Annotated in this window: 26 protein-coding genes; 12 read left to right on the top strand and 14 right to left on the bottom strand. The window is 71.3% G+C overall.

What is annotated here, in order from left to right:
* Positions 1-15 precede the first annotated feature (15 nt).
* Complete coding sequence (locus tag RJT50_RS04980) at positions 16-321, bottom strand: hypothetical protein (RefSeq protein WP_313694649.1); 306 nt, start codon at positions 319-321, stop codon at positions 16-18.
* Between the two features lie 353 nt (positions 322-674).
* Here RJT50_RS04980 and RJT50_RS04975 point away from each other — a divergent pair, with 353 nt between their 5' ends.
* The 3 genes from RJT50_RS04975 (at position 675) to RJT50_RS04965 (ending at position 2,923) form a co-directional block, all read left to right on the top strand.
* Positions 675-1,997, top strand: coding sequence for an adenylosuccinate synthase (locus RJT50_RS04975; protein WP_313694648.1), 1,323 nt, complete (start codon positions 675-677; stop codon positions 1,995-1,997).
* Positions 1,998-2,056: 59 nt separating this feature from the next.
* Positions 2,057-2,251, top strand: coding sequence for a methytransferase partner Trm112 (locus RJT50_RS04970; RefSeq protein WP_313694646.1), 195 nt, complete (start codon positions 2,057-2,059; stop codon positions 2,249-2,251).
* Positions 2,252-2,314: 63 nt separating this feature from the next.
* The gene (locus RJT50_RS04965) at positions 2,315-2,923 is read left to right on the top strand and encodes a DUF7524 family protein (protein WP_313694644.1); all 609 of its coding nucleotides are present in this window, start codon (positions 2,315-2,317) and stop codon (positions 2,921-2,923) included.
* A gap of 81 nt (positions 2,924-3,004) precedes the next feature.
* Here RJT50_RS04965 and RJT50_RS04960 read toward each other — a convergent pair whose 3' ends face one another.
* Complete coding sequence (locus RJT50_RS04960) at positions 3,005-4,093, bottom strand: DR2241 family protein (protein WP_313694642.1); 1,089 nt, start codon at positions 4,091-4,093, stop codon at positions 3,005-3,007.
* Positions 4,094-4,975, bottom strand: a complete 882-nt coding sequence (locus RJT50_RS04955) for a CbiX/SirB N-terminal domain-containing protein (protein ID WP_313694640.1) — start codon at positions 4,973-4,975, stop codon at positions 4,094-4,096.
* Positions 4,976-5,083: 108 nt separating this feature from the next.
* On the opposite strand from RJT50_RS04955, the gene RJT50_RS04950 reads away from it, so the two are divergent.
* Positions 5,084-5,863: a hypothetical protein gene (locus RJT50_RS04950; protein WP_313694638.1), complete on the top strand. Its 780-nt coding sequence runs from the start codon at positions 5,084-5,086 to the stop codon at positions 5,861-5,863.
* A gap of 132 nt (positions 5,864-5,995) precedes the next feature.
* Here RJT50_RS04950 and RJT50_RS04945 read toward each other — a convergent pair whose 3' ends face one another.
* Complete coding sequence (locus RJT50_RS04945; RefSeq protein WP_313694637.1) at positions 5,996-6,268, bottom strand: hypothetical protein; 273 nt, start codon at positions 6,266-6,268, stop codon at positions 5,996-5,998.
* 206 nt (positions 6,269-6,474) lie between these two features.
* Between RJT50_RS04945 and RJT50_RS04940 the strand changes: the two genes are divergently transcribed.
* Entirely contained in the window at positions 6,475-6,948 is a 474-nt protein-coding gene (locus RJT50_RS04940) for a DUF7523 family protein (RefSeq protein WP_313694636.1), read from the top strand.
* Between the two features lie 56 nt (positions 6,949-7,004).
* On the opposite strand, the gene fer is transcribed toward RJT50_RS04940, so the two are convergent.
* The gene (gene fer, locus RJT50_RS04935; protein WP_313694634.1) at positions 7,005-7,649 is read right to left on the bottom strand and encodes a ferredoxin Fer; all 645 of its coding nucleotides are present in this window, start codon (positions 7,647-7,649) and stop codon (positions 7,005-7,007) included.
* Between the two features lie 160 nt (positions 7,650-7,809).
* Here fer and cysS point away from each other — a divergent pair, with 160 nt between their 5' ends.
* Positions 7,810-9,315, top strand: a complete 1,506-nt coding sequence (gene cysS / locus RJT50_RS04930) for a cysteine--tRNA ligase (RefSeq protein ID WP_313694633.1) — start codon at positions 7,810-7,812, stop codon at positions 9,313-9,315.
* 18 nt (positions 9,316-9,333) lie between these two features.
* On the opposite strand, the gene RJT50_RS04925 is transcribed toward cysS, so the two are convergent.
* Complete coding sequence (locus tag RJT50_RS04925; RefSeq protein ID WP_313694631.1) at positions 9,334-10,230, bottom strand: universal stress protein; 897 nt, start codon at positions 10,228-10,230, stop codon at positions 9,334-9,336.
* Between the two features lie 41 nt (positions 10,231-10,271).
* Positions 10,272-10,556, bottom strand: a complete 285-nt coding sequence (locus RJT50_RS04920; protein ID WP_313695927.1) for a DUF357 domain-containing protein — start codon at positions 10,554-10,556, stop codon at positions 10,272-10,274.
* Positions 10,557-10,960: 404 nt separating this feature from the next.
* Between RJT50_RS04920 and RJT50_RS04915 the strand changes: the two genes are divergently transcribed.
* Positions 10,961-12,013 carry an NAD(P)/FAD-dependent oxidoreductase gene (locus RJT50_RS04915; protein WP_313694629.1) on the top strand — a complete coding sequence of 351 codons (1,053 nt, stop codon included), beginning with the start codon at positions 10,961-10,963 and terminating at the stop codon, positions 12,011-12,013.
* Positions 12,014-12,391: 378 nt separating this feature from the next.
* Entirely contained in the window at positions 12,392-12,676 is a 285-nt protein-coding gene (locus RJT50_RS04910; protein ID WP_313694627.1) for a DUF7545 family protein, read from the top strand.
* Positions 12,677-12,889: 213 nt separating this feature from the next.
* Here the strand turns inward: RJT50_RS04910 and RJT50_RS04905 are convergent, their stop codons facing one another.
* The 3 genes from RJT50_RS04905 to RJT50_RS04895 all read right to left on the bottom strand — a co-directional run bounded on the left by RJT50_RS04905 (position 12,890) and on the right by RJT50_RS04895 (position 16,046).
* Positions 12,890-13,687, bottom strand: coding sequence for a ZIP family metal transporter (locus RJT50_RS04905; RefSeq protein WP_313694624.1), 798 nt, complete (start codon positions 13,685-13,687; stop codon positions 12,890-12,892).
* A gap of 93 nt (positions 13,688-13,780) precedes the next feature.
* Entirely contained in the window at positions 13,781-15,010 is a 1,230-nt protein-coding gene (locus tag RJT50_RS04900; protein ID WP_313694621.1) for an aminopeptidase P family protein, read from the bottom strand.
* Positions 15,011-15,077: 67 nt separating this feature from the next.
* The gene (locus RJT50_RS04895; protein WP_313694618.1) at positions 15,078-16,046 is read right to left on the bottom strand and encodes a carbohydrate kinase family protein; all 969 of its coding nucleotides are present in this window, start codon (positions 16,044-16,046) and stop codon (positions 15,078-15,080) included.
* 71 nt (positions 16,047-16,117) lie between these two features.
* Between RJT50_RS04895 and RJT50_RS04890 the strand changes: the two genes are divergently transcribed.
* Positions 16,118-16,585 carry a DUF8048 family protein gene (locus tag RJT50_RS04890; protein WP_313694616.1) on the top strand — a complete coding sequence of 156 codons (468 nt, stop codon included), beginning with the start codon at positions 16,118-16,120 and terminating at the stop codon, positions 16,583-16,585.
* Here the strand turns inward: RJT50_RS04890 and RJT50_RS04885 are convergent.
* On the bottom strand, positions 16,567-18,684 hold the full coding sequence (locus RJT50_RS04885; RefSeq protein ID WP_313694613.1) for a PAS domain S-box protein: 2,118 nt from the start codon (positions 18,682-18,684) through the stop codon (positions 16,567-16,569). The genes RJT50_RS04890 and RJT50_RS04885 overlap by 19 nt on opposite strands.
* A 151-nt stretch (positions 18,685-18,835) precedes the next feature.
* A complete protein-coding gene (locus RJT50_RS04880; RefSeq protein ID WP_313694611.1) occupies positions 18,836-19,978 on the bottom strand; it encodes an acyl-CoA dehydrogenase family protein in 1,143 nt (380 codons plus the stop codon).
* 238 nt (positions 19,979-20,216) lie between these two features.
* Here RJT50_RS04880 and cofG point away from each other — a divergent pair, with 238 nt between their 5' ends.
* The 3 genes from cofG (at position 20,217) to uppS (ending at position 23,491) form a co-directional block, all read left to right on the top strand.
* On the top strand, positions 20,217-21,386 hold the full coding sequence (gene cofG, locus RJT50_RS04875; RefSeq protein ID WP_313694609.1) for a 7,8-didemethyl-8-hydroxy-5-deazariboflavin synthase subunit CofG: 1,170 nt from the start codon (positions 20,217-20,219) through the stop codon (positions 21,384-21,386).
* 142 nt (positions 21,387-21,528) lie between these two features.
* Positions 21,529-22,410: a mechanosensitive ion channel family protein gene (locus RJT50_RS04870; RefSeq protein WP_313694608.1), complete on the top strand. Its 882-nt coding sequence runs from the start codon at positions 21,529-21,531 to the stop codon at positions 22,408-22,410.
* A 148-nt stretch (positions 22,411-22,558) separates the two neighbouring features.
* Positions 22,559-23,491, top strand: coding sequence for a polyprenyl diphosphate synthase (gene uppS / locus RJT50_RS04865; RefSeq protein WP_313694607.1), 933 nt, complete (start codon positions 22,559-22,561; stop codon positions 23,489-23,491).
* On the opposite strand, the gene RJT50_RS18745 is transcribed toward uppS, so the two are convergent.
* Together RJT50_RS18745 and RJT50_RS04855 are read right to left on the bottom strand one after the other, a co-directional pair.
* Entirely contained in the window at positions 23,492-24,127 is a 636-nt protein-coding gene (locus RJT50_RS18745; protein ID WP_484494638.1) for a DMT family transporter, read from the bottom strand. It lies immediately after the preceding gene.
* 426 nt (positions 24,128-24,553) lie between these two features.
* The gene (locus tag RJT50_RS04855; RefSeq protein WP_313694605.1) at positions 24,554-25,162 is read right to left on the bottom strand and encodes an undecaprenyl diphosphate synthase family protein; all 609 of its coding nucleotides are present in this window, start codon (positions 25,160-25,162) and stop codon (positions 24,554-24,556) included.
* Positions 25,163-25,403 lie beyond the last annotated feature (241 nt).

Below are 25,403 nucleotides of genomic sequence, written 5' to 3'. Positions count from 1 at the left end.
GAGTTCGAAGTCGGGTCAGTTCTCGACTTCCGGCGGGTTGTCGATGCGCATGCCGCCGATCTTGTCGATGATGTCGTCGAGTTTGTCGTCCAGTTCGTCGACGAACTCCACGGTGCGCTCGGTCGTGATGGCGCCCTGGCTGGACGGCTCGATGAGGTTCTCCTCCTCGAGAACGCGCAGCGAGTAGCGTACCTTGTGATGCGGGTAGCCCGTCTCGTTCGACATCTTCACGATGCCGATCGGTTCGTTCTCGATGACCATCCGGAGGACTTGGAGGTGTCGCTCCAGCATGTCCACCTCCTTCTCAAGTCGATCTATCATGCCACATGTTAACTTGTGCGTGCGGGGTTTAAAAGTTACCCTCCGTCGCGGGACGGGGCCGTGCAGAAAGCGGGCGGAACCGGCCGGTTACGACCGATATTGGGCGACGTTTCGGGTGGTACAGGTTAACAGTTCCGTTCCCGGCGGTCGTGTCAGGGTTCCGCGGCAGCAGGGGGTTCGGCAGGCAACCCGCACCGACAGGTATCCCCGGACGGGACGCCGGCGGCGGCGCGGACTGATACATGTGTGGGGACATTTCCGGCGAGAACAGCGGGACTCGATGCGTGAACGTGGATACTCAGCGCGTCGGGACCGTAATCGGTTTACCGGCCGCCGGGGAAGTGGGCGACGGTATGACCGTAACTATCGTCGGCTCCCAGCTCGGCGACGAGGGGAAGGGCGCCCTCGTCGACCTCTGGGGCGGGGAGGCCGACGTCGTCGTCCGGTATCAGGGCGGTGACAACGCCGGCCACACCGTGGTCGAAGGCGGGGAGGAGTACGCGCTCTCGCTCGTCCCCTCGGGCGCGGTCCGCGGGAAGGTCGGCGTGCTCGGCAACGGCTGTGTCGTCAACCCGCGGACGCTGTTCGACGAGCTCGACGAGCTCCGCGGGAAGGGGCTCGACCCCGACGTCCGCGTCGCCCGCCGCGCGCACGTCATTCTCCCGTACCACCGCCGCCTCGACGGCATCGAGGAGGAGGCGAAGGCCGACTCGGGGGTGAAGGTGGGCACCACCGGCCGCGGCATCGGCCCGACCTACGAGGACAAGGCCGGCCGCCGGGGCGTCCGGATCGGCGACCTGCTCGACCCGGAAGTCCTCCGCGAGCGCCTGGAGTACGCCGTCCCCCAAAAGCGCGCGCTCATCGAGGACGTGTACGGCCTCGAGGCGGGCGAGGAGTGCGACGTCGAGGCGCTCCACGAGGAGTTCGCCGCCGTCGGCGAGCGCCTCCGCGAGGAGGGCATGACCGTCGACTGCGGCGACTTCCTCCACGAGCGGCGCGAGGCCGGGAAGAACCTCATGTTCGAGGGCGCACAGGGCACCTCCATCGACGTCGACCACGGCAACTACCCGTACGTCACCTCCTCGAACCCGACGGCCGGCGCTGCCGCGGTCGGCTCCGGCGTCGGCCCGACCGTCACCGGCCGGGGCGAGGTCGTCGGCGTCGTGAAGGCGTACCTCTCGCGGGTCGGCGAGGGGCCGCTCCCGACGGAACTCGAGGGGCCGGACGAGGAGCTCGCGGACTTCATCCGCGAGAAGGGCGGCGAGTTCGGCACCGTCACCGGGCGTCCGCGCCGCATCGGCTGGCTCGACGTCCCGATGCTCCGGCACGCCTCCCGCGCGAACGGGTTCACCGGGATCGCCGTCAACCACGTCGACGTGCTCGCGGGCCTCGACGAGGTGCACGTCGGCCACGCGTACGACCTCGACGGGGAGACGATCGAGACGGTCCCGTCCACGACCGAGGAGTGGGCCCGCTGTGAGCCGATCCTCCGCGAGTTCGAGCCGTGGCCCGAGGTCGACTGGGCCGACGTGGCCGAGACGGGTTACGAGGCGATCCCCGACGCCGCACGGGAGTACCTCGGGTACGCCGAGGAGCAAGTGGAGGCGCCGGTGTACGCCGTCGGCGTCGGCCCCGACCGCGCGGAGACGGTCGTCCGCGCGAACCCCTGGGAGTAGCCGCGCGTCGCCCGGTCGAACCCGTAGGCTTTTGACGGGTCCGGGCCCACTGGCCGACAATGAAGGAGTCCCTGCTGGACATCGTCTGCTGCCCGCTCGACAAGCACGACCTGGAGCTCTCGGTCGAGGAACGCGACGAGGAGGACGACGGGGAGATCATCTCGGGGACGCTCACCTGCACGGACTGTGGCGAGGCGTACCCCATCGAGGACGGCATCCCGAACCTCCTCCCGCCGGACATGCGGGAGGCCTGAGCCGCCGACCGCCCGCGAGGCGACCACGCGAACCTTTTTGCCGGTTTACCGTAATCCCCCGACGTGTCCTCGGAGCCGCTGCGCGTCGTCCTCAACCGCGACCGCCTCAACGGCGTGGACGCTCCCGCGTCGTTCACGAGCAGCGGCTCGTTCACGCTCGCGCTGGACAACCGGGGCAAGGCGGTGCACGTCCACGTCCGCTTTCGGGACCGGCTCGCGGACCTGACCTCCGTGAGCGCGGCCAACCACTTCGTCGACGAGGGGGAGACGCGCCACGTCCACGTCGACGCCGCGGACGTCCCCGAACCGGTCGGCGGCGGCCTCGAAGTGATCACCGGCCACGGTGCCGACGGCGCGGACGTGGACCTCGCGCTGGAGCCGCGCGAGAGAACGGCGGGCGTCGACGTGGACGACGCCCTCTCACAGCCGCCCAAGCGCGGGACCGATCAGGGGTCCGGCCAGTCCGGGGGCCCGGACCAGGGACGGCGGCTGGGCGACGGGAGCAGGTGGCCCGGCGACGAGTCCGTCTCGCTGCTGCTCGCGGCGTTCGCCCTGACCGCGCTGCTCGCGGGCGTGATCGCCGTCCTCACGCTGAACAGCTTCGCCGTGGCGATGGGCCTGCTGGCGGTCGTGCTCTCGGTCTGTGGCGCGGCGTACGTGCTCCGGACCTGAGACGCCGGCCGCTCCTCCCCGGCCAGGTCGACGGTTCGTACCCGGCCGGCTCGGCTGCTCGTCGCGACGCCGGGCCCCGAGTCAGGAGTCGGTCTCGTTCCCGTCCGTCCAGTCGAGCGTCCCGTCCTCGCCCATGTGCTTTGCCCGCAGGTAGCGCGCGCGGTAGCGGTTCGCGCCCTCGCCCACGTCCGCCTCGCGGATCTCCTCGACCCGGCCGTCCGCGACGGCGTCGACGATCTCGCCCACCTGCTCGGCCTCGCTCGGCGTCAGCGAGATGCCGAACTCGCGCTCCTCCTCGCGCTCGAGGGTCGTCCACTTCCGGGAGGCAGCGACCACGAGCGAGCACGGCTCCCGGCACGGGAACGCCCCCGTCCCGCCGTCGGCGGCGAGTTCGTCGCCCTCGTCGTACTCCCACTCGCGGCGCTTCAGACACTGCGAGTCGACACAGCAGGCGCTCGCGACGTGCTCGACGGATTCGCGCGGGAGTTCCTCGATCACGTCGTAGATGCCGGTCTGGCGCTCGGCCGTCTCCCGCCAGTGGCTCACGTCCAGTTCGCCCTCGCGCTCGCGGTACCAGTTCGCCACGGTCACCGGGTAGAACGCCTCCACCGCCTCCAGCACGGCGTGCCAGTCCAGCGAGGGGAACACCCACCCGCTCGGGAGCGACGGGGCGGTCTTGAGCGGCCGGTAGCGCCCGTCGTCGTCGAGCGTGGCGATCTCGCGGGCGTCGAACGGGTCCTCGTGGGCCTCGAGGTCGGAGCCCCCGCGGTCGGCGTCGTCGACGTGGCGGAGGTCGTAGCGTCGCGCGCCGTGGTCCGAGAGCGTCGCCTCGATGCGGAGTTGCCCCCACTCGGTGACCAGGCCCCCGCGGAGCGCGTCGTACCTGTCCGCGACCTGCCGCGAGTCGGCGGCCTCGGCGCGTCGGAGGAACGCGCGCCGCGGCGAGTCGCGCCGCTTCACGTCCCGCTCCCAGAAGTACCAGTTCGTGACGTGTGGCGAGCCGTCGGCGTGGGCGTGCAGTTCCGCCTCGGAGAGGCCCGTCGCCGTCACGGCGGGCGTCTCGAAGCGGAACCCGCCTTCGGGGTCGCGTGAGACGCGGAGCCCCTCGAAGTCGACGCCGCGCTCACCGCCCGCGGCGTCGACTAACGCGTCGAACTGAGCGGCCCGCATTCAGTCGTCAGCCTCCGGGGCCGCGACGCGGGTCGTCTCGCGCACGTCCTCGACGGCGGTGCCGACGTCGGCGCCCGCGTCGGCGGCGCGCTCGAGCACGACGTCGGCCAGCAGGGGCTCGGTGCCGACAGCGCCCGCGTACCAGACGCGGTGGCCACCGACCTCGGCGGGCACGTCGTACCCCTCGCGGTAGTCGTCGGTGAGGCCGACGTCCTCGGGGATGTCCTCCTGGGTGTGGAAGCCGTCGGCGACGAACAGCGGGACGAGCACGACGTCCTCGCTCTCGAAGTAGTCGGGGAGGTCGTCGACCTCCGGCTCCTCGTCCATGTAGAGCGCCCGCACCTCGTCGAAGCGGTCCAGACCGCGGACGCGCTCGGCGTGGTACTCGATGGCCTTCGCGGAGTTCTCGTTGCGCTCGGTGCCGTGGCCGACGACGGCGAACCCGAACCCCTCGCCCACCTCGGCGTCGCCGGTGACCGACTCGGCGCGGCGAACCAGCACGTCCGTCATCGACTCGTGGGTGCCGACCGGGCCGCAGTAGTGGACCGTCTGGCCGGTGTCGCTCGCGGCGTAGGTGGCGACGTCCGCCGAGAGGCCGTCCGAGTTCCAGTCGGCCACGTCCCAGCCGTCGAGCCGGAGCTCGCGGGGGATGACCTGCTCGGTGAAGTAGCCCTCCGAGATGAACATCGGGACGACGAACACCTCCTCGGCAGCCACGGTCCGGAGCACCTCGCGGAGGCTCGGCTCCTCCTTCCAGAAGCCGGTCCGGACCTCGTCGAACGCGCCGGTCGCTCTGATCGTGTCGGCGTGCGCGACGGTCGGCGCGCTCGAATCGGGGTTGAGGTGTGACCCGTGGGCGACGATCACCAGCGCCTGGCTCATGGACGGGAGCAGGGGGGCGCGAACCTTATCGCCTTCGGAGCCGGCTCCGGCCGACGGCGCGTGGTCGCCCCGGGACACGACTTAGTGGCCCCCGCCCGAACCGCCGGTATGGACGGCATCACGACGCACGACCCGGCCGCGGTCGACTCGCTCGACCCCGAGGTCGCTCACTACACGGTCAAGCGGGTGAGCGGCGAGACGGTCGACCCGCGCGCCGACGCCATCAACTCGGTCGCCTGCTTCGGCGACACCGCGACGGGGCGCGCCGAACCCGACCGGCTCGCCGTGGACGCCGACGGCGATCGGGCGAGTTCGGCCCGGCGCGAGTTCGACTGGAACTGGCTCTGCCCGACCGACGAGGGGTACCGCGACCGCATCCACGACTGCGTGGACCGCTGTGTCGCCGCGAGCCCCGACGTCAGGCTGCTGACCGTCGGCTTCCCCGGCGAGGGGTTCTGTCGGTGCGAGCGCTGTACCGCCCTGTTCGACGCGAGCGAGCACGAGGAGCGGACAGACTGGCGTGCGGCCGTCATCACCGAGTTCGTCGAGGACGTCGCCGACCGCGTCCCCGGCGAGTTCGTCCTGACGGCCCACCCGGACCCGTACCCCGGTCACCTGCGCGCGAGGCGCGGGCTCGACCTGGCACGGCTCGACGAGGTCGTCGACGGGTTCCTCGTTCCCCTCTGTGACCCGGAGTACGCGACGACCTACTGGCTGGAGACCATCGCGCGCGGGTTCTCGACCGCGGTCGAGAGCCCCGTGACGGTCCAGCTCTCCTCGACGCCATCGGCCAAAGAGCGGTTCGAGGCGGCCGCTCACGCTGTCGCGCCCCACGTCGAACGGGTCGTCGCCGGCGGGACGCGGGAGACGCTCGAGCCGGTCTGGTGAGGAGGAGCGCGGCGGGGCCACGAATCGGGCGGGCGAGCGGAGGGGGTCAGCGGGGACCGCTGTCGGTTCCGTGGCGGTCGTGCGGGCGGTCGACCGTGCGGGCGGTCGGCCGTGGACCGTGCAGTCGTCGTCTCAGACCGTCACGCAGACCGACGTTTTCGGGACGCAGAGCCGTCGTCGCCGTCGGCCGACGCCGGCACGCGCCCGCCGGCGAACCTCCGCGAGGAGGAAGCCGGCGGCGACGAGCACGACGGCGGCGGCGGCGACGGCGGGCGCCGACGCGGCGAGGACGCCGAACACGACCGCCAGTGTGACCGCGAGCGATACCAGGACCGAGCCGTCGGTCTTCGGCCCCCGGCGCGACACCAGGAGCGCGTCGTCGGTGTTCAGGTGATCCGGTCTCATGCAGGTGAACGATGGACCTCCGCCCCCAAAACGGTAATCTGAATCACCTTTCTGTACGGGTTCGTACAGAAGTTCGCTTCAGTGGCGGTCGGTCGGCCCCCGCTTCCCGCCGGCCCGGCGAGCCGCCCGTCCGCTGACCCCGTTCACGCGTCGGCCGCCACCCGAGAAACCGTCGGTGTTATCGCGGGCGCGTTCGAGCCCGAGGTATGACAGTCGCGGAGGACGCCCGCGCCGCAGTCCGGGCCCGGCCGTACCTGTTCGACGCGCTGCGCGCCGGCGTGGTGAACTACGCCGCCGCCGCCGAGACGCTCGACATCGACGCCGAGACGGACGCCGTGGCGACCGCGCTCCGCCGGTTCGGGGCGAACCTGGACCCGCCCGCCGTCGACGCCGACGCGCGGGTCACGATGCACGGCGGGGTCGGCCCGGCGGGGAGTGACGACGACGAACTGCTCGCGGTCGCCGGCACCGGGTTCACCGCCGACGGCGGCGACCTGACCGCCGTCGTCGCGGCGGGCGAGGTGGACGCGCGGGCGCTGGAGGCGGCGCTGGGCCGTCTCCGTACGGCCGAAGTTGACGTGGTGGCGACGGGTCTCGGGGACGGTGAACTCGTCGTGGTCGTCGGGCGGCGCGACGGGGCGACGGCGCTCCGGGCGGTCGAGGCGGCGCTGGACGCGTAGTCGGCCTCCCCTTTCCGGTTCGCGATCGGTCCGGCTCCCCGCATTCGGCTCCCCGCTCAGTCGGTCGGATACGCCCGCTCGAACGGGTGTGGCGGCAGGCGGAGGTCGTCGAGGTCGGCCAGGTGTTTGACGTTGTAGACGACGCGCAGTTCGTCGGTCAGCGGCATCCCGTTACAGGAGAGCCGGATGCCGCGGTCGCTGATCTCGGGCGGGAGGATGTGGTCGATGGGCTGGGTCAGTTCGCCCTCGGTCACCGCGACGGCGCAGTTCGCACACGCCCCGCCGCGGCAGGCGTACGGCCAGGCGTACCCGCGGTTCTCGGCGGCTTCGAGCAGCGACTCGTCGGGTTCGACGACGAACCGGCCGTGGTCGGTCGGGTCGAGGTCCGCGGCCGACGCCTTCTCGAACAGGTCGTCGTCCCCGACCGCCCAGCCGTGGTCCGAGAGCACCTCGTAGTTGAGGTACTCGACCCGGGACGTCTCGTCGCGGCTCGGCTCGTCGCGCTCCTCCAGGGTCGCCCGCCCGTCGTCCTCGCCGGCGGCGGCCCTGATCGCCTCGTAGGCGGCCCGAACGAGCTGAAACTCCTCGGCCGAGCCCCCCTGGTCCGGGTGGGACTCCAGCACGCGTTCGCGGTACGCCAGATCGATCTCACGGTCGCTCGCGTCGGGGTCGACGTGGAGAACGTCGAACGGGGAGTCCACGCACCCCCGTAGCCGACTCAGCGTGATAAAGGAACCGCGCCCCGGGGAGCGCCGACGGGGTCGGACCGCTCGAACGGGCATCGTTGACCGGGACGGACCGGGGACCCGGGCCGCGAGAAGTTCGACGGTTTAACCCGGAGGCACGCGTAGCGGCGACCGAATGACCCTGTCCGTGACCGACACCCTGACGGGTGACAGCCGGGAGTTCGAAGCCGCAGCCGACGACGAGGTCCTGCTGTACGTCTGTGGGCTGACGGTCTCGGACGACCCGCACCTCGGCCACGCGCGCCTCTGGTTCCACGCGGACGTCGTCCACCGCTGGCTCGCACACCTCGGCTACGACGTCCGGCACGTCGAGAACGTCACCGACGTGAACGAGAAGATCGCCGCCCGCGTCGGCGAGCGCGAGGGCTGGGACGCCGAGGCCGACGTCGCCCGCCACTTCACCGGCGAGGTCATCGAAGAGATGCGCCGGCTCAACCTCCTGCGCGCGGAGGTGTACCCCCGCGTCTCCGAGCACGTCCCGGAGATCATCGACCTCGTGGAGACGCTCGTCGAGCGCGGCTACGCCTACGAGGCGAACGGCTCGGTGTACTTCGACGTCACCCGGTTCGACCGCTACGGCGACCTCTCGAACCAGAAGCTCGGGGAACTCGAATCGGACGCCGATCCCGACGAACTCGCCGAGAAGCGTCACCCCTCGGACTTCGCGCTGTGGAAGGCCGACGGCGTCGGCGAGGACGCGATCCGCGAACACCGGAAACACGAGCACGGGGGCGACCTCCCGTCGGGCGAGACCTGGGACTCGCCGTGGGGCGCGGGCCGGCCCGGCTGGCACATCGAGTGCTCGGCCATGTCGATGACGCATCTGGGCGAGACGCTGGACATCCACATGGGCGGGCGCGACCTCGTGTTCCCCCACCACGAGAACGAGATCGCCCAGAGCGAGGCGGCCACCGAACACACGTTCGCCCGGTACTGGCTCCACAACGGCCTCCTGCGGACGACCGAGGACAAGATGTCCTCCAGCCTCGGTAACTTCTTCACCGTGCGCGACGCGCTCGACGAGTTCGGCGTCAACGTCGTCCGCACGTTCTACCTCGGCGCGCAGTACCGCGGCGACCAGACGTTCTCGGCCGACGCAATGGAAGAAGCCGCGGAGCGCTGGGAGCGCCTCGAACGCGCCTACGAGGCCGCCGTCGACGGCTGCGACTCGGTCGACGCGCGGACGAAGGCCACGGACGAGGCGCTCCGGGAGGCCGTCGAGACGACCAGGGAGGAGTTCACCGCGGCGATGAACGACGACTTCGACGTGCGGACGGCCTCGAACGCGCTGCTGGAGCTCGCCTCGGCGGTGAACCGGCACGTCGAGGCGGTCGACCTCGTCGCCGACGAGGCGGCCGACGGCTACGACTACCGGGGGCTGCGACGGGCAGTCGAGACGTTCGAGGAACTCGGCGGCGACGTGTTCGGCCTCGAACTCGGCCGCGAGGCGGACGGCGACGTCGACCTCGCCGGCGACCTGGTCGAACTCGTGCTCGACGTGCGCGAGGAGGAGCGGGCCGCGGGCAACTACGAGCGCGCCGACGCGCTCCGGGAGGACATCGAGGCGCTCGGGGTCGCGGTGGAGGACGGCGACGACGGGCCGACCTACCGGTTCGAGTAGCCGGATCGCCCGAGGACGTCACGCCGCGGTCCCGTCCGAGTTCGCTGCCGGAACGACGAGCACGGGTCGATCCGCGAGTCGCAGCACCTTCTCGGCGACGCTGCCCAGGACGAACCGCTGGACGCCGCTCCGTCCGTGCGTGCCGACGACGATGACGTCGGCGTCGTGCTCCTCGGCGGCGGCGAGGATGCGCTCGTGCGGGCGGCCCTCCCCGACGGTCGTCTCGACGCTGACGCCGGCGGACGTCCCGTCGGCCGCCACGTTCTGGACCGCGGTTTCGGCCTGTTCTTTCAGCAGGTCGGTCACCTGAGCCATGCCCTCGCCGCCGGCGGCGGGGTCCGAGGCGGCCGCGAGCTGGAGGCTGTCGACGACGCTCAGCGCCTCCAAGGTCGCGTCGTACTCGTCGGCCAGCGACAGCGCGACGCGCTCTGCCGCCGTGGCCGGGTCGCTCCCGTCGGTCGGGAGCAGCATCCGACTCGGCTCGAACGAGGGGATCGGTTCGTGGATCGTGAGCACCGGCACGTCGACCGTCCGCACGACCTTCTCGGTGACGCTGCCCATGAGCGCCCGCCCGACGCCGGATCGGCCGTGGGTACCCATCACGACGACGTCGATGCCGTGCTCGTCGACGTACGCCCCGACCTCCTCGTGGGGGGCCCCCTCGGCGACGGCGGTTTCGACGCCGACGCCGGCATCCCGGGCGCGCTCGGCGGCCTCGGCGACGATCGACTCGACCTCCGACCGGCTCTCGCCGACGTCGGTCACCTTCGAGAGCACGTAGGGGTTCACCACCGAGAGCAGGTGGACGCGCGCGCCGGTCCGCGAGGCCAGCGAGAGCGCGGCGTCCAGCGCCGCGTCGGCGGTCTCGCTCGCGTCCGTCGGGACGAGGATCTCGTCGAAGTGCAGGGTCGCCATGGTCGGCGTTACGGGACAGGGGAGGAAAGGTCCGGTGGCGGTCAGGTGGTGAACAGTTCAGTGTCCTCGGGGACCGAAAACAATCCCAGCCGGACGCCACAGTCCAGCCAGCCGTAGCCGTACGAGTAGGCGGCGAGCGCATTCACCGGGTCGTCGGCCGCCCGGAAGTGCCGGCCGTCCTCGAGGTACGACAGGGCCATCTCCCGGCACTCGACCGCCGCCTCGTGGAGCGGCGTCCCCTCCGGGACGCACACCTCGGCCTCGGCGAGCGCGTCGGCGAGCATATCGCCGTATCGGGTCGTCTTCTCGTCGAGTTCGGCCGGCATCGGTTTCTGGTTCGTGTGTGGTATCGGGAGGGTGGTGAGTGCTTCGGCTCTCATCCGTGTCTCGTGCATTTGCTGTTTCAGCTACCCGGCACCTCACCACTACCGCCACCGCGACGACCGCGGAAGCCCCCGCCTCACCGGGTCCGGGGTTCGCCGAGCGAGGCGGCCCCTTCCAGTCCCACCCGTGGCCGGTCGTGCCGAGCGTCGCGGGGCGGACGGTCGTTCGACCGTCGTTTGCCGACACCCGCTCGTACGGCCGTGGGGAGTTCGGATTCTCGCGGCGTGCGGGGTGAACGGCTCGGCGGCGGGCGGAGGGCGAATCGGCGTGTGAGACGGTGACGGGCATGCGGGTCGCGCGCCGGACAGCACAACCTACAAACCGGCCAGGCGAGTACCCGTGAGCAATGAGTGATGCGGCCGACATCGTCGAACACAGGAAGCTGATCGTCGCGGGAACCGGCTCCGCGGGCCTCACGGCGGCCATCTACGCCGCGCGGTCGAACAACGAGCCCCTCGTCTTCGAGGGCGACGAGCCGGGCGGACAGCTCACGCTCACCTCCGAGGTTGAGAACTTCCCCGGCTTCCCCGAGGGCGTCAACGGCGCGGAGTTCATCAACCGGACCAAGGAGCAGGCGAAGCGCTTCGGCGCCGAGGTGAAGAACGGCGTCGTGGCGTCGGTCGACGACTCCTCGCACCCGTTCAGGGTCGAGCTGACGAACGGTGACGTGTACACGGCGGACGCGGTCATCGCCGCCTCCGGGGCCTCGGCACGGACGCTCGGGATTCCGGGCGAGGACGAGCTGATGGGCTACGGGCTCTCGACGTGTGCGACCTGCGACGGTGCCTTCTTCCGCGGCGAGGACATGCTCGTCGTCGGCGGCGGCGACGCGGCCTGCGAGGAGGCCGTCTTCCTCACGAAGTTCGCCGACACCGTCTACCTGGCCCACCGGCGCGACGAGTTCCGCGCGGAGGACTACTGGATCGACCGCCTGATGGAGCACGTCGAGGACGGCGACGTCGAACTCATGCTGAACACGGAGGTCACGGAACTCCATGGCACCCGCGAGGAGGGCGTCGAGTCCGCCACGCTCGTCCGCCACCCGGAGGGCTACCCGACCGACCGCCTCGACGACCCCGAGACGGAGGAGTGGGAGTTCGAGGTCGGCGCGGCCTTTTACGCAATCGGCCACACGCCCAACACCGACTACCTCGCGGACACGGGCGTCGAACTGGACGCCGAGGGGTACATCAAGACCGTCGGCGGGACGGGGGCCGGGCAGACCCGGACCGACGTCGAGGGCATCTTCGGCGCGGGCGACGTCGTCGACTTCCACTACCAGCAGGCGGTCACCGCCGCCGGCATGGGCTGTGAGGCCGCAATCGACGCCGACGGCTACCTCGAGGAACTGGAACGCGCCGAGGCGAAGGCGGGCGAAACGGCCGCTGCCGACGACTGACCGGCCTCTCGACTTCGTTACGACCGTCCTCCGACCGCGACGACTGCCGACTTCCGATGGTTCGCACCCACCAGACTTTCGCCCGCGACGGCTACTGACTTCCCACGGCTCGTGCTCACCAGCCATTCGCCCGCGACGACGGGCACGACCGGCCACGGGCGGGACTGGAAGGGGCCGTGGCGCTGCGGGAAGCCCGACGACGTACGCACCGCAGCGCGACCGAGCGAAGCGAGCGAGTGCGAGAAGCGCAACGAGGCGCGCGACCGCAGCGCCGCGGGGGCTTCCGAGACGTCCGGTCGGGTGTCGAACCAACTCAACCCAGCAGAATCGACGCACGATACCCACGGACCTTTAGGTCCGGCACGCCAGCAACGAGCCATGGTTGATTCGGAAACCTACACCGTCGAGGGACCGGACGGCGACACCGACACCGTCGACCTGCCCGCGGGGCTCGTCGACATGATGGCCGAACAGGGCGAGGAGCCGAGCCGCGTCATCAGCGACGTCGTGTTGCAGGCGTTCGCACAGCAGGCCCACGCGCTCGCGCACCACTCGCAGGGCGAGACGCCCGCCGACGTCGAGGAGATCAACGCGAAGGCCGAGGAACTGTTCGAGGAGCGCTTCGGGCAGAGCCTCCAGGACGCGATGGGTCACTCGCACTGAACCTCTTTTGACGGGGGTCCTCCTCACGCGGGCCGGCTCCGCCGGCCCGCGCTCGTCGAACCCCCGCAAAACCCGTTCATGCCAAAACGCCGCGAGCAGCAGTCGGCGCGGCTTCGTCTCGCCTCCCTCGCTCGCGGCACTGACGCTGGTGCAGGCCGCAGTTGAACCACGAAGCGTTTTCTCACACAGGGGTGCTGGTGCCACGGCCCTACGCTAGATCCACAGCAGCGGAACCATGGCCAGGACGCCGACGACGATGCCCGCGGTCAGTTCCCGCTTCCCGCCGCTCGGGAGGTCCGCGCCGGTCTCGAGCGCCTCCGGCACGAACTCCGAGAGCACGAGGTACACCATCGCGCCCGCGGCGAAGCCGAAGCCCGCCGGCAGGAACGCTCGCGCGTATCTGACGAACGCGAACGCGATGACCGCGCCGATCGGCTGCGGGAGGCTGGAGAACACGGCCCACCAGACCATCCGCGGCGGGGAGATCCCGATCGACCGGAGCGGAATCGACACGGCGACGCCCTCCGGGACGTTGTGGATCGAGATGGCGAGCGTCATGACCACCGCGAGCAGCGGCACCGAGAGCCCCAGCACCTGCAACCCTCCGTCCAGGCCCAGGTCCGCGAACGAGACGCCGACCGCGACGCCCTCGGGGAACGAGTGGACCGTGAGCACGCCGAGGATGAGCACCAGTTTCCTGAAGTCCGCCTCCTCGTACTCCTTCGGGTCGATGTCGGCGTCCATCACCACGTCGCGGGCAACCGCGACGAGCGCGACCCCCGCGACGGCACCGACGCCGACGCGGAACGGCGTCCCCTCCGCCAGCCCCTCGAACACGAGGCCGAACACGGAGGCCGCGACCATGATCCCCGAGGCGAGCCCCCACAGCGCGACGTTCCACCTGTCGGAGAGGTCCTCGACGACGAAGAACGGGAGGGCGCCGAGTCCGGTCGCCAGCGCCGTCACCAACCCGGCGACAGCGACGACCAGAACCGACTCGAGGGCGACCATGGCTCAGCTACGTCCCCGTCCCGAATAAACACTCTGATTACTGATATGTTTTGGTTCGCCTAAACCGCTCGGCCGGGAGTCGTCCGCGTCGGCTCAGGGGCGCCAGCCGCGGTCGGTGTGGTTGAGCCGTTCGCACCCGTCCTCGGTCACCACCACCAGGTCCTCGATCCGCACGCCGAACTCGTCGGGCAGGTAGACGCCGGGTTCGACGCTGAAGGTCATCCCTTCGGCCAGTTCCCGATCGCTGCCGGCGACGACGTACGGCTCCTCGTGGACGTCGAGACCGACGCCGTGGCCCGTCCGGTGGATGAACTCCCCGCCGTAGCCCGCGTCCTCGATGACCTCGCGGGCGGCCGCGTCGACCGCGCCCGCGGTGACGCCCGGTTCGACCGCGTCGACGCCCGCCCGCTGTGCCTCGCGGACGACGTCGTGGACCTCGCGGACCGTCGCGCTCGGTTCCACCTCGTCGGCGCCGAACACGAGCGTCCGGGTCTGGTCGGAGGGGTAGCCGTCGACCCGCGTCCCGAAGTCGAGCACGACCGGCTCGCCGGCCCCGATCTCCCGCTCGCCGTGGGCGTGGTGTGGCATCGCACCGTTCGGCCCGGAGCCGACGATGGTCTCGAAGGAGACGCCCGCCCCGCCGTGGTGTGCGAGGCGGTCCTCGACGTACTCGGCCAACTCGGCTTCGGTGTCGCCGACCACGTCGCCGTCGCGGGCCCTGAGGTCCTCGATCACGGCGTCGGCGACGTCGCCCGCGCGGGCCATCGCGTCGAGTTCCGCGTCGTCCTTGCGGACGCGGAGCTCCGAGAGCACCTCGGAGGCCAGGCCGAACTCGGCGTCGGGGAGCGCTTCCCGGAGGTCGAGCGTGAACCGGGCGTGCATCGTGTCGTCGAGGAGGACGCGCCCGTCATCCACACCGAGGTCAGCGAGCACCGCGGCGACCGCCGCCCGCGGGTCCTCGTCGTCGGCCCACGTCCGGACGTCGGGCACCCACGACTCCCGGCGAACCTGCTCGCCGTACAGTTCGGGGACGAGAAAGACCGGGTCGCGGGTCGCGCCGCTCGCGTCGAGGTCGGCGGCTTCGACCCCGGCGGTGTCCGCGTCCGCCCCGGCGACGGCCGCGTCGGCCCCGGCGGCATCCGCGTCGGCGTCGCCGTCCACCGCCGCGGGAACGAACAGCAGCAGGTGCCGCTCGCCCGGCTGTTCCTCGAACCCGGAGAGGTACAGGAGGTTCGTGCTCGGGAACAGCACCAGACAGTCGTCGCCGCGCTCGCGGAGGCGGACCCTCGCCGCCCGCGTCCGTCGTTCGTGGGGACTGCGCATGGCGTTCCGTTCCGACCCGGACGGCAAGAACGTGGCGAGGCGGTCGCCCGTCGACGGGTGCCGCCCGTCAGTCCCCGGCCAGCATCGCGTCGACCGCGTCGCGGTCGGGCAGCGCGGCCATCGCGCCCTCCGCGGTCGTCGACGCCGCGCCGACGGCGTTTGCGAACGCGAGCGTCTCGGCCAGCGAGCGACCGCCCGAGAGCGCCTCGATCGCGCCCGCCGTGAACGCGTCGCCCGCGCCGGTCGTGTCGACGACGTCGACGGCGAAGCCTGCGTGCTCACCGTCCGCGGGCCCCCACGGTGCGGCGTCGGTCGCGCACCCGCAGGCCCCCTCGGCACCACGCGTGACGAGCGCCGTGTGCGGGCCGGCATCGAGGACGTCGGCCGCCAGTTCCGGCCCCTCTCCGGCGAAACCGGCGGGGTGGAGGTCCTCCGGCGACGCGACGACGACGTCCGCGACCCCCAGCAGCCGGTCGAGCGTGTCGACGTAGTCGAACTCGGTCCAGAGCCCCGGGCGGGCGTTCGGGTCGACCGAGACGGTCGCGTCCCGCGGGACCCGGTCGAGCAGGTCGAACAGCGCCGAACGGGCCGGCTCGAACGCCAGCAGGACGCCGCCGACGTGGACCCAGTCGACGCCCGCGAGCGTCGAGTTCGCTGGGACGCCCGATTCGAACCGCGTGCTCGCCGTTCCCTCGAGATAGAGCGAGAACGAGCGGTCGCCGGCGTCGTCGCGGCCGACGACCGCGAGGCCGGTCGGCGCGTCGGGGTCGCGTTCGACGAGTTCGTCCGGAACGCCCTCGGTCGCGAGCGCGTCCGCGAGGAACGCACCGAAGCCGTCGTCACCGAGTCGCGTCCTGAACAGCGGCGTGGCGCCCAGGCGTGCCAGTCCCACGGCGACGTTTGCCGGGGCACCGCCGGCCCGACGGGTGTAGGCCGTCGCGTCGCCGACGCCCCCCGCCCCGGACGGGTGGAGGTCGACGATGCATTCGCCGACGACGAGTCTGGCCGGGGCTCCCCGGCGCTCCCGCGTGCTCATACCTTCCGTCTGCCGGCGGGGTACTTCGACCCACCGGACGCTTCATGCCGGCGCGACGGCAACGACCCGGCATGACGGACGTGGACGGGGAGCGTTGTGGGGACAGCCAGGGCGGTAAGGCCGCCGAGAGGGCCGATGACGGCGACGGAGGAGTCGGGGACGGCCCGACGGTGCCGTCGGTGCTGGCGAGACACGTTCCCGCGGTCGCCGCCGAACGCGGCCTCGACGGAGGGACGGTTCGAACGGCCGCCGCCCGGCTCCACGAGTCCGTGACGACGTATCCCGGCGTCACCGACCTCGTCTTCGAGTACCGCCGCTCGTTCTCGCACGACCCGCTCGTCGCACGCGAGGGCGACGTCCACTACCTGCTCGTGCCGCCGCGGGTGTGGCCCGAGTTCGGGGCCGCGATCGACGGCGGCGACGCCGAACTCGCGGCGCTGCGGGCGCTCCACGAACGTGCGTTCGACGCGGGGACCGACGTCGTCGACCGGGGCGACTGGGAGCCGCTGGTGCTCGTCGGTCAGTCGGTGCCGCGCTGACCCTCCATCGGAGCGTCCGCCGGCGAGCGCGCGCCGGGTTTCGTCCACTCGGCCGGCGTCGGCATCCGGACGCTGTCGGCGTCCGCCGGGTCAGCCGCGCGGAGCCGCAACACCACCGCGCCGCCGGCGTCGGTGTCCGGGAAGCGTAACTCGCCGTCGACGCCGTCGAGCACCCAGCGGACGAGCCAGAGCCCGAGCCCGCTCGCGTGTTCGAGCTGGGTCTCGTGGCCCGCTTCGACTGCCGAGCGCTCGCCGGCGGGAATGCCGGGGCCGTCGTCGCGGACGACGAGTTCGACGGCGCGTTCGTCGGCGTCGACGGCGACCGAGACGGTCGGCGAGGGCCCGTCGTTGTGGACGATGCCGTTCTCGACGACGTTCCACAGCGCCGTGGCGAGCAGCCCGTCCGCGTAGGCCGCGACCCCCTCCTCGCAGTCGGTCGTCACCGTCGCGGCGGGGTGCCGGTCGGTGGCCAGGTCCGCGACGGCCTCGACGACCTCGTCGACGTACAGCGGTCGACCGCCGTGGTCGGCGTCCCGGAGCGTCCTGTCGACGCCGCGGACGCGCTCGCCCAGGTCCGCGAGCCGCTCTGCCGCGCGCCGGATGGTGGTCCCCTTGTGTGCCACCGGCTCCCTGTCGGCGTCCGCGAGCGAACTGGCGTAGCCCATCACCACGTTGAGTTCGTTCCGGAGGTCGTGTCTGAGCACCCGGGTGAGCACCCGCAGCCGCTGGTCGTAGCGGTCCCTCGTGGTCGTGTCACGGAGCGTGACGAGGAACCCGCCGATGTCGGGGTCGTCGAAGCCGTTCACGCCGACGCCCTCCAGCGTCCGCCACCCGCCGTCGGCGTGGCGCGCGCGGAACGTCACCCGGACGCCCTCGCCGGGGCTGTCGAGCGACTCCGCGAGCGACGCCGCGACGTCCTGCGTGTCGTCGGGGTGGATGTAGTCGGTGAGCGACTTCCCGGCGGCTGCGTCCTGCTCGTACCCCAGGACGTGTTCGATGGCCGGGCTGACGTACTCGAGGACGCCGTCCGCGTCCGTGACGACCACAACGTCGTGGCTGTGCTCGACGTACGAGCGGTACCGGCGCTCGACCTGCGTCCGTTCCGTGACGTCCCGGAAGGAGATCACCGTCCCGCCGCCGGCCGAGGGGAGCGACCGCCAGCGCGGTTCCAGATAGCGGGAGCGCCCGTCGACACGGTGTTTGACGGTGCCGAACTCGTCGTCCCCGTCCCGTTCGACCGGGACGTCGCTCGGGAGGACGGTCGCCGCGTCCCGCCCCAGGTCCGCGTCGGTCACGTCGAACGTCTCCCGCGCGGCCGGGTTCGCGTCGGTGAGCGTCCCCCGGTCGTCGACCACGACGACCGCGTCCCGCAGCCCGTCGAACACCGCGTTTCGCGCGGCCGACTGGGGACCGAACAGCCAGTACTGTCTCGTGGCGACGTGGATGCAGACCGCCGAGAAGCCGAGCGCGACGGGCGTGTAATCCGGTGCCAGCGCGCCGGGCAGCCCCAGCAGCCAGACGCTCCAGGTGAGCCCCGGCACGATCGCGCCGGCGACCAGCAGGCCGACGCGGCCCCGCGTCCCGGTCCCGCCCCGGTCGGCGCTGCGGACCAGCAGCGCCGTCCCGGCGATCCCGAGCCCCGCGGTGTAGAGCGTGTGCAGGTGGAGCCCGACTCCCGGCTCCAGCACGAGCAAGGTCCCGTCGCTCCGCCCGAGGAGCCGGCGGCCATCGAAGAACCAGCCGGTCCCGGTCAGCACGCCGACCGCCGTGACCAGCGGTTCGGCGGCGAGGAACGCGACCTCGCGGCGGCCGAGCCGCTCCTCGGGCCGGAAGAGTCGGTAGGCGAGCGCGAACCAGCAGGTGACCAGCGGCGCGCCGACCGCGATGCCGATGGTGGCCCACGTCTCCTGTGCGGCGAGGGTGTCGGCCGTCAGCGCGAAGCAGTGGGCGACCGACCAGAGGGCCGCGGCGACGAGCGAGCCGGTGGCCAGCGTCCGGACGTAGCCGGGGCTGCCGCGCGTCGCGCGGTGAACGCTCGGGACGACGGCGAGACTGACGACCGCAGCGAGGAGGGATGCGGCGGCGAGCCACGCGACCATGTCGACTCCCATTCCCGGTTCGGGCTGACAGGACCGCGGGTGAGGGAAAAGGCTACCCCCATCGGTATCGCCGCTGATAACGTTCTCGTCGGGGACGGATCGGGCGACGGACGGGAGAACGACGAGCGGTCGACCGGCGACGGGACCCGGATCAGAGCCCGAGTTCGCGGCCGATGACCACGTGCTGGATCTCGCTCGTGCCTTCGCCGATCTCCATCAGCTTCGCGTCGCGGTAGAATCGCTGGGGAGCGAAGTCGGTGGTGTAGCCGTAGCCGCCCAGCACCTGGACGGCGTCCTCGGCGACCTCGCGGGCCGCCTCGCTGGCGTCGAGTTTGGCGAGCGCCGACTCGCGGGTGACCGACTCGCCCCGATCGTACAGGCTGGCGGACTTGTGGGTCAACAGTCGGGCGCGCTCGGTCTTGCGGTGCATGTCCACCAGCTTGTCGCGGATTGCGTCGAACTTCGAGATGGGTTGGCCGAACTGCTCGCGCTCGCCGGCGTAGGACTCGGCGGCCTCGTAAGCCCCCTGCGCGAGCCCGACCGACAGCGCGGCGATGGAGACGCGCCCGCCGTCGAGCGTCTTCATCGTCTGTTTCCACCCCTCGCCCGCCTCGCCGAGCAGGCGGTCCTCGGGCAGCCGGACGTCGTCGAACTGGATCTCGCAGGTGGGCGAACAGTTGAGGCCCATCTTGTCCCACACGGTCGTCACCTCGAACCCGTCGTCCGCCTCCGGGTCCACGATGAACGTCGAGATGCCGTCGTAGCCCGCCTCGGGGTCGGTGACGGCCTTCACGAGCACGGAGCCGGCGACGTTCGCGTTGGTGATGAACTGCTTGGTGCCGTCGATGACCCACTCGTCGCCCTCCTTCTCGGCGGTGGTCTCCATGTTCGAGGCGTCCGAGCCCGAGCCGGGTTCGGTGAGCGCCCACGAGCCGAGGTACTCGCCCTCGGCGAGCGGGCGAAGCCAGCGCTCCTTCTGCTCGTCGGTGCCGAACAGCTCGATGGGCTTGGATGCGAGCGAGACGTGCGCGGCGTACGAGAGCCCGATGCCGCCCGAGACGCGGCCGAGCTCCTCGGTCACGAGCGCGTACATGAGCTGGTCGCCGCCGAGCCCGCCGTACGCCTCGTCGATGGGGACGCCGAGCATGTCGAGGTCGGCGAGCTGGTCGAACACCTCGGCCGGGAAGCGGTGCTCGTCCTCGATCTCCTGGGCGATGGGGGCGATCTCCTCCTCGCAGAACTCCCGAACCTGGTCCCGGATCATCCGGTGTTCGGCGGGTAGATCGAAGTTCATGGGCAAGTGTTGCGACGAGCGGGTGATAAACTGTGTGGAGTCGGGTTTCGAACGTCGCCCGATTCTCTCGATGGAGGCGGCTCGGGCGCTCGATTTCGTGGATTGGTCTGCCGTCGTGTCGCACGCCTGGAAAGCCCCCGCGGCGCTCGGGTGAGTGCTCGTGAGCCGGGCGGGCTTCCGGTCCCCGTCATCTCCGCGACCGAGTCCCTTTTTCACGATCCGACGGCCACACCGAAACGTGTTCCCCGACGCCGCACGGTACGACGTCGACGTGACGGTCGACTCCGACGAGGTCGACGACCTCCTCACGGTCACGCCCGAAGACGTCGACCCGGCCCCGGAGCTCACGTTCGCGCGGAACGTCTTCCTGCCGCTCACCACCGCCTGCCGGTACACCTGCACCTACTGCACCTACTACGACGTCCCCGGCGAGGCGAGCCTCATGAGCCCCGAGGAGGTTCGCGAGCAGTGTCGCATCGGCGCGGACGCCGGCTGTACCGAGGCGCTGTTCACCTTCGGCGACAAACCGGACGACCGCTACGCGGCCATCCACGACCAGCTAGCGGAGTGGGGCCACGACTCCATCGTCGACTACCACGTCCGCGCCTGCGAGATCGCGCTGGAGGAGGGGCTGCTCCCGCACTCGAACCCGGGCGACCTCACCCGCGCGGAGTTCGAGCGCCTCCGCGACGTGAACGTCTCGATGGGCGTGATGCTGGAGACGACCGCCGACGTGGACGCCCACGCCGGCGCCCGCCGGAAGACGCCCGGCCAGCGGCTCGCCACCATCCGCGCGGCCGGCGAGGCGCGCGTCCCGTTCACCACCGGCATCCTCGTCGGCATCGGCGAGGGGTGGCGGGACCGCGCCGAGTCGCTGCTCGCCGTTCGGGCGCTCCACGAGCGCTACGGCCACGTCCAGGAGGTCATCGTCCAGCCGGTCGTGCCGAACGAGCGTTCGGACTACGACGCCCCCTCGACCGAAACGATGCGCCGCGTCGTTTCGATGGCCCGCGCCGCGCTGCCCGGGGCGGTGTCGGTGCAAGCGCCCCCGAACCTCGCGCCCGTCCGCGACCTGCTCGACTGCGGCGTCGACGACCTGGGCGGCGTCTCGCCCGTGACGGACGACTACATCAACCCGGACTACGAGTGGCCCGCGCTCCGTGAACTCGAGGAGATCGCCGAGTCCGGCGGCGTCCCGCTGTACGAACGCCTCCCCGTGTACGACCGCTTCCTTCCGGATCGCCACCGGCGCGGGGACGTGGAGGCCGCCGACCCGACGGGTGGCGACGGCCCGAGGGATGACCTCGGTTGGCTCCACGGCCGACTCTTCGGCGCGCTCGACCGCGAGGACGTCCACGGCGAGCGGTTCCGTGGCGTGGCCTCGCGGGACGGCCCGCTGTCGCCGTGAGCGACTGGGAACGGCCTGTCACCGTCGCCGTCTCCACCGCCGTACTCCACCGCCGCTGCTTCCCTTGCCACCGTCGCCCTCGCCGTCGACGCCGGCAGCGCCGCCGCCAGCTTCTTTAAAAGACCGCGCGAAGCCGGGGCCGATGCAAACGCTCGTTCTGCAGCTGGGGTTCGACGCCGGGGCGCTGTTCACGAACGTCGAGGCGTACGTCAGACGGGCGCTGTTCTTCGTGCTCGCGTTCGTCGTCGTCTACGTCGTCGGCAGGGTCGCGTTCGTCCCGCTGGTGAAACGGTCGCTGTCGGCCCGCGGGTTCGACGAGGGCGTGCTCGGTCTCGCCGACAGCGTCGCGGGCGGACTCGTGCTGTTCGCGGCGGTCGCGGTGGCGTTCAGCGTCGGCGTCCCCGGCGCGTCGCTGACCGCCTTTGCCGCGCTCGGCGGCGCGCTCGCGCTCGCCGTCGGCTTTGCCGCCCAGGACCTCATCGGCAACTTCGTGGCCGGGGTGTTCATCCTCAAGGACAGACCCTTCGAGGTGGGCGACTGGATCGAGTGGAACGACACAGCGGGCCGGGTCGAGGACATCGACCTCCGCGTCTCGCGGATCCGGACGTTCGACAACGAGCGGATCACCGTGCCGAACGGCGAACTGGCGAACAACGCGGTCACGAACCCGGTCGCGTCCGACACGCTCCGCCAGACGTTCGTCTTCGGCATCGGCTACGACGACGACATCGACCACGCGACCGACTGCCTGATCGAGGAGGCCGAGGCCACCGAGGGAGTCCTCGAGGACCCCGCGCCGTCGGTCCGCGTGACCGAACTCGGCGACTCGGCGGTCGGCCTCCAGTCGCGCTTCTGGATCGAGGACCCGGACCGCGCGGACTTCGTCGGCGTGCGCTCGGCGTACGTGCAGGCCGTGAAGGAGCGCTTCGACGCGGAAGGGATCGACATGCCGTACGTCCACCGTCAGCTCACCGGCGACCTCGAGGTCGTCGAATCGGTCGCCGACCCGGCCGGCACCGAGTGACTCGGCGGGCGGACGTTGGGCGGGTGTTATCGGCGACGTAACGAAGGTCGCCCGGCTGCCTGGCTAGCCCGATGACGGGCCACGGGCGGCGACCGCACGGACTGTTCTCAAAAGACACATATCCTTCGGGGCATCACGTGAGGGCAGCGTGAACGTCCCCGCCCGCCTCCGGACCGCGTTCGAGCGCGCGTACGAGGGGCTGCTCCGCCGCGAGATCTCCGGCGCGCCGAAACACGTCGCCATCATCCAGGACGGCAACCGCCGGTACGCCCGCAAGCAGGGCGAGGACACCGCCGAGGGCTATCAGGCCGGCGCGGACACGACCGAGCGCGTGCTCGACTGGTGTGCCGAACTCGGCGTCGAGGAGCTCACCCTGTACGCGTTCTCGACGGAGAACTTCGAGCGACCGGAGGAGCAACTCCAGCCCCTCTTCGACCTGCTCGAGGGGAAACTCCGGGAGTTCGCCGACGCCGACCGCGTCCACGAGCAGGAGGTGCGGGTCCGCGCGCTCGGCGACGTCGGGATGCTCCCGGAGCGCGTGCGCGAGGCGGTGGACTACGCCGAGGCCCGGACGGTCGGCCACGAGGGCTTCACCCTCAACATCGCGCTCGCCTACGGCGGCCGGAACGAACTGCTCGGCGCGGTCCACGAGGTCGCCGAGGACGTGGCCGACGGCTCCCTCGCCGCGAGCGACGTCGACGTCGCGGAGGTCGAGTCGCGCCTCTACCGCAGCCCGGTTCGCGACGTCGACCTCATCATCCGGACCGGCGGCGACGAGCGCACCTCGAACTTCCTGCCGTGGCACGCCAACGGCAACGAGGCTGCGGTGTTCTTCTGTACGCCGTACTGGCCGGAGTTCTCCAAGGTCGACCTGCTGCGTGGCATCCGGACGTACGAGGCCCGCGAGGAGTCCTGGCGGCGCGCCCGGACGAAACGCGCCGTCGCGCTCGTCCGCTCGCTCGCGGCGACCGAGACGGAGGCCGCCCGCGCGGTCGCCGGTCGGCTGCGCGAGACGCTGCCGAGCGGCGACGCGGCAGAGATGGAGGAGGTCCTGGAGTCGAGCGGCGAGACGGCGGACTGATCAGGGGCGGTCGAACGCGGACTCCCGAGTGGCTCCGGTCTCATCAGCCGTCTGGAGACGTCGCTTCGCCAGCATCCCGCCGAGCGCGCCGAAGACCAGCGGGTACACCAACGCGGCCGCGACGCCGAGGATACCGGATGGGGAGGCGGCGACCCTGATGCCGGCGGACGTGCTGGCGGAGGTGGTGACGAGGAACGCGCCGAGAATCATCACCGGTGTGTACCCCGCCGCCACGCTCGCCCCGCCGCTGACGGCCATCGCGGTTACGATGCCGCCCGAGCGGACGAACGCGTAGCCGCCGGCGACGAGCAGGAGCGGCGGGAGGAGGTACAGGAGGAGCGCCACGCCGCCGACGACGATGACGATGATGAACGAGACGCGCGCGAGCGACGCCGGTTCGTCGAACAGCACGATGCCGAGCGTCGCGGTCCCGACCACGCCGATGCCGGTCCAGACCGCGTAGGCCGTGCCGATGGGGAGGTCCCGCACGGCCTGTGCGAGCAGCACCATGCTGACGACGAGCGCGAGGGCGGTTCCGGCGGTCGGGAGCGGCTTTGTGAGCCCCTCGGAGTACTCCAGGCCGATGGCCCAGGCGATCTCGAACAGGCCGGCGACGACGAGGACGAACCACGACATTTCTCCCTCGTCGTTCGTAGTGGCCGTGCTATCGCTTGCGGTTTCCGTGGCTCGCGGTTTGCGTCTGCACTGGATCGTTCAGCGTTCGCGGGGAATCGGAACGTCTCGGAAGCCCCCGCGGCCCCTTCCGTTCCCACCCTGCCGGTTTCCCAACTACGCGACGCGACCTTGACTACCGAGTGCGCACGCCGCGGGTAGTCCACTGTGACGCCGCCCGGCTGACGGTCGGGGGGATGCGGCGGGCGCGATCGCGAGCGACCCGTGGGAGCGAGCCGCGCCCGCCGGGGAGGCGTGGGGAGCCACCGCGACGACCCGACCGTCCCACGGGGTGGGACTGAAAGGGGCCGGGGGCTTTCGAGCCGTTCCGACCGGGGCCAACGACGCATCTGTCGGGAGCCGGAACGTGTCCAACAGCGCTGTTCCCACCTACCGCCCGAACCGTCGCTGCCGGTTCTGGTAGTCCAGCACCGCCCGCAGGTAATCACGTAGCCGGAAGTCGCGCCAGTTCACGTCCGTAAAATAGAGCTCCGAGTACACCGACTGCCAGATGAGGAAGTCCGAGAGCCGTTCCGCTCCCGTCTTCACCACCAGGTCGGGCTCCTCGGGGAACACCAGTCGCTCCTCGATGTCGGCCTCGTCGACGTCCTCGGGCGAGAGGTCCCCGGCCTCGACGGCCTCGGCGATCTCCCGGACAGCGGCGGCGAACTCCCGCTTCCCGCCGAGGCCGATGTTCACCCGGACCGGCGCGTCGGCCCGGGCGGTGTCCTCGGGCGTCCTGACCGCGACGCGCCGGGGCGAGTCGACCTCCGCGAGTTCGCGGGCGAGCGTGTCCACGACCGCCTCGTCGAGCACCGAGACGGAGACGGTGACGCGCTCGGCGCCGTACTCGAACGCCCAGCCGAGGACGTCCTCGAGCGTCGCGTAGGCACCCTGTTCGAGCAGGTCGCGCTCGGTGATGACCAGCGCGACGTGTCGCGGCGGGGCTTCGTCGTGGAGGCGGTGGCGGAGCGCGAGGTACCGGTCGTACAGTCCCACTACGTCCAGTGTGGTTGCGGGTTCGGGAAAAGTCTATTCTGTCGCGGGAGTTCGCGGGGCTCCGTCCGGTGAGCGCCGATCGGCGGTCGATATGGGGCACTCAGTACTGTCCCGGGAGTCGTGACGACCGCCCCGAAAGCCCCCGCATCGTTCGGCTCCTGCGCCTCGCTGTGCGCTTCGCTCGCTCCGTTCGCGAGCCTGCGACGCTCGTCCCTCGCACGCGTCCGCTCGCCCTCCGAAG

This window comes from Halobaculum sp. XH14 (assembly GCF_032116555.1).
Classification (GTDB): Archaea; Halobacteriota; Halobacteria; order Halobacteriales; family Haloferacaceae; genus Halorarum; species Halorarum halobium.
The sequence above is the reverse complement of the archived record's forward strand: the minus strand, read 5'-3'. Positions and strand labels throughout refer to the sequence as shown.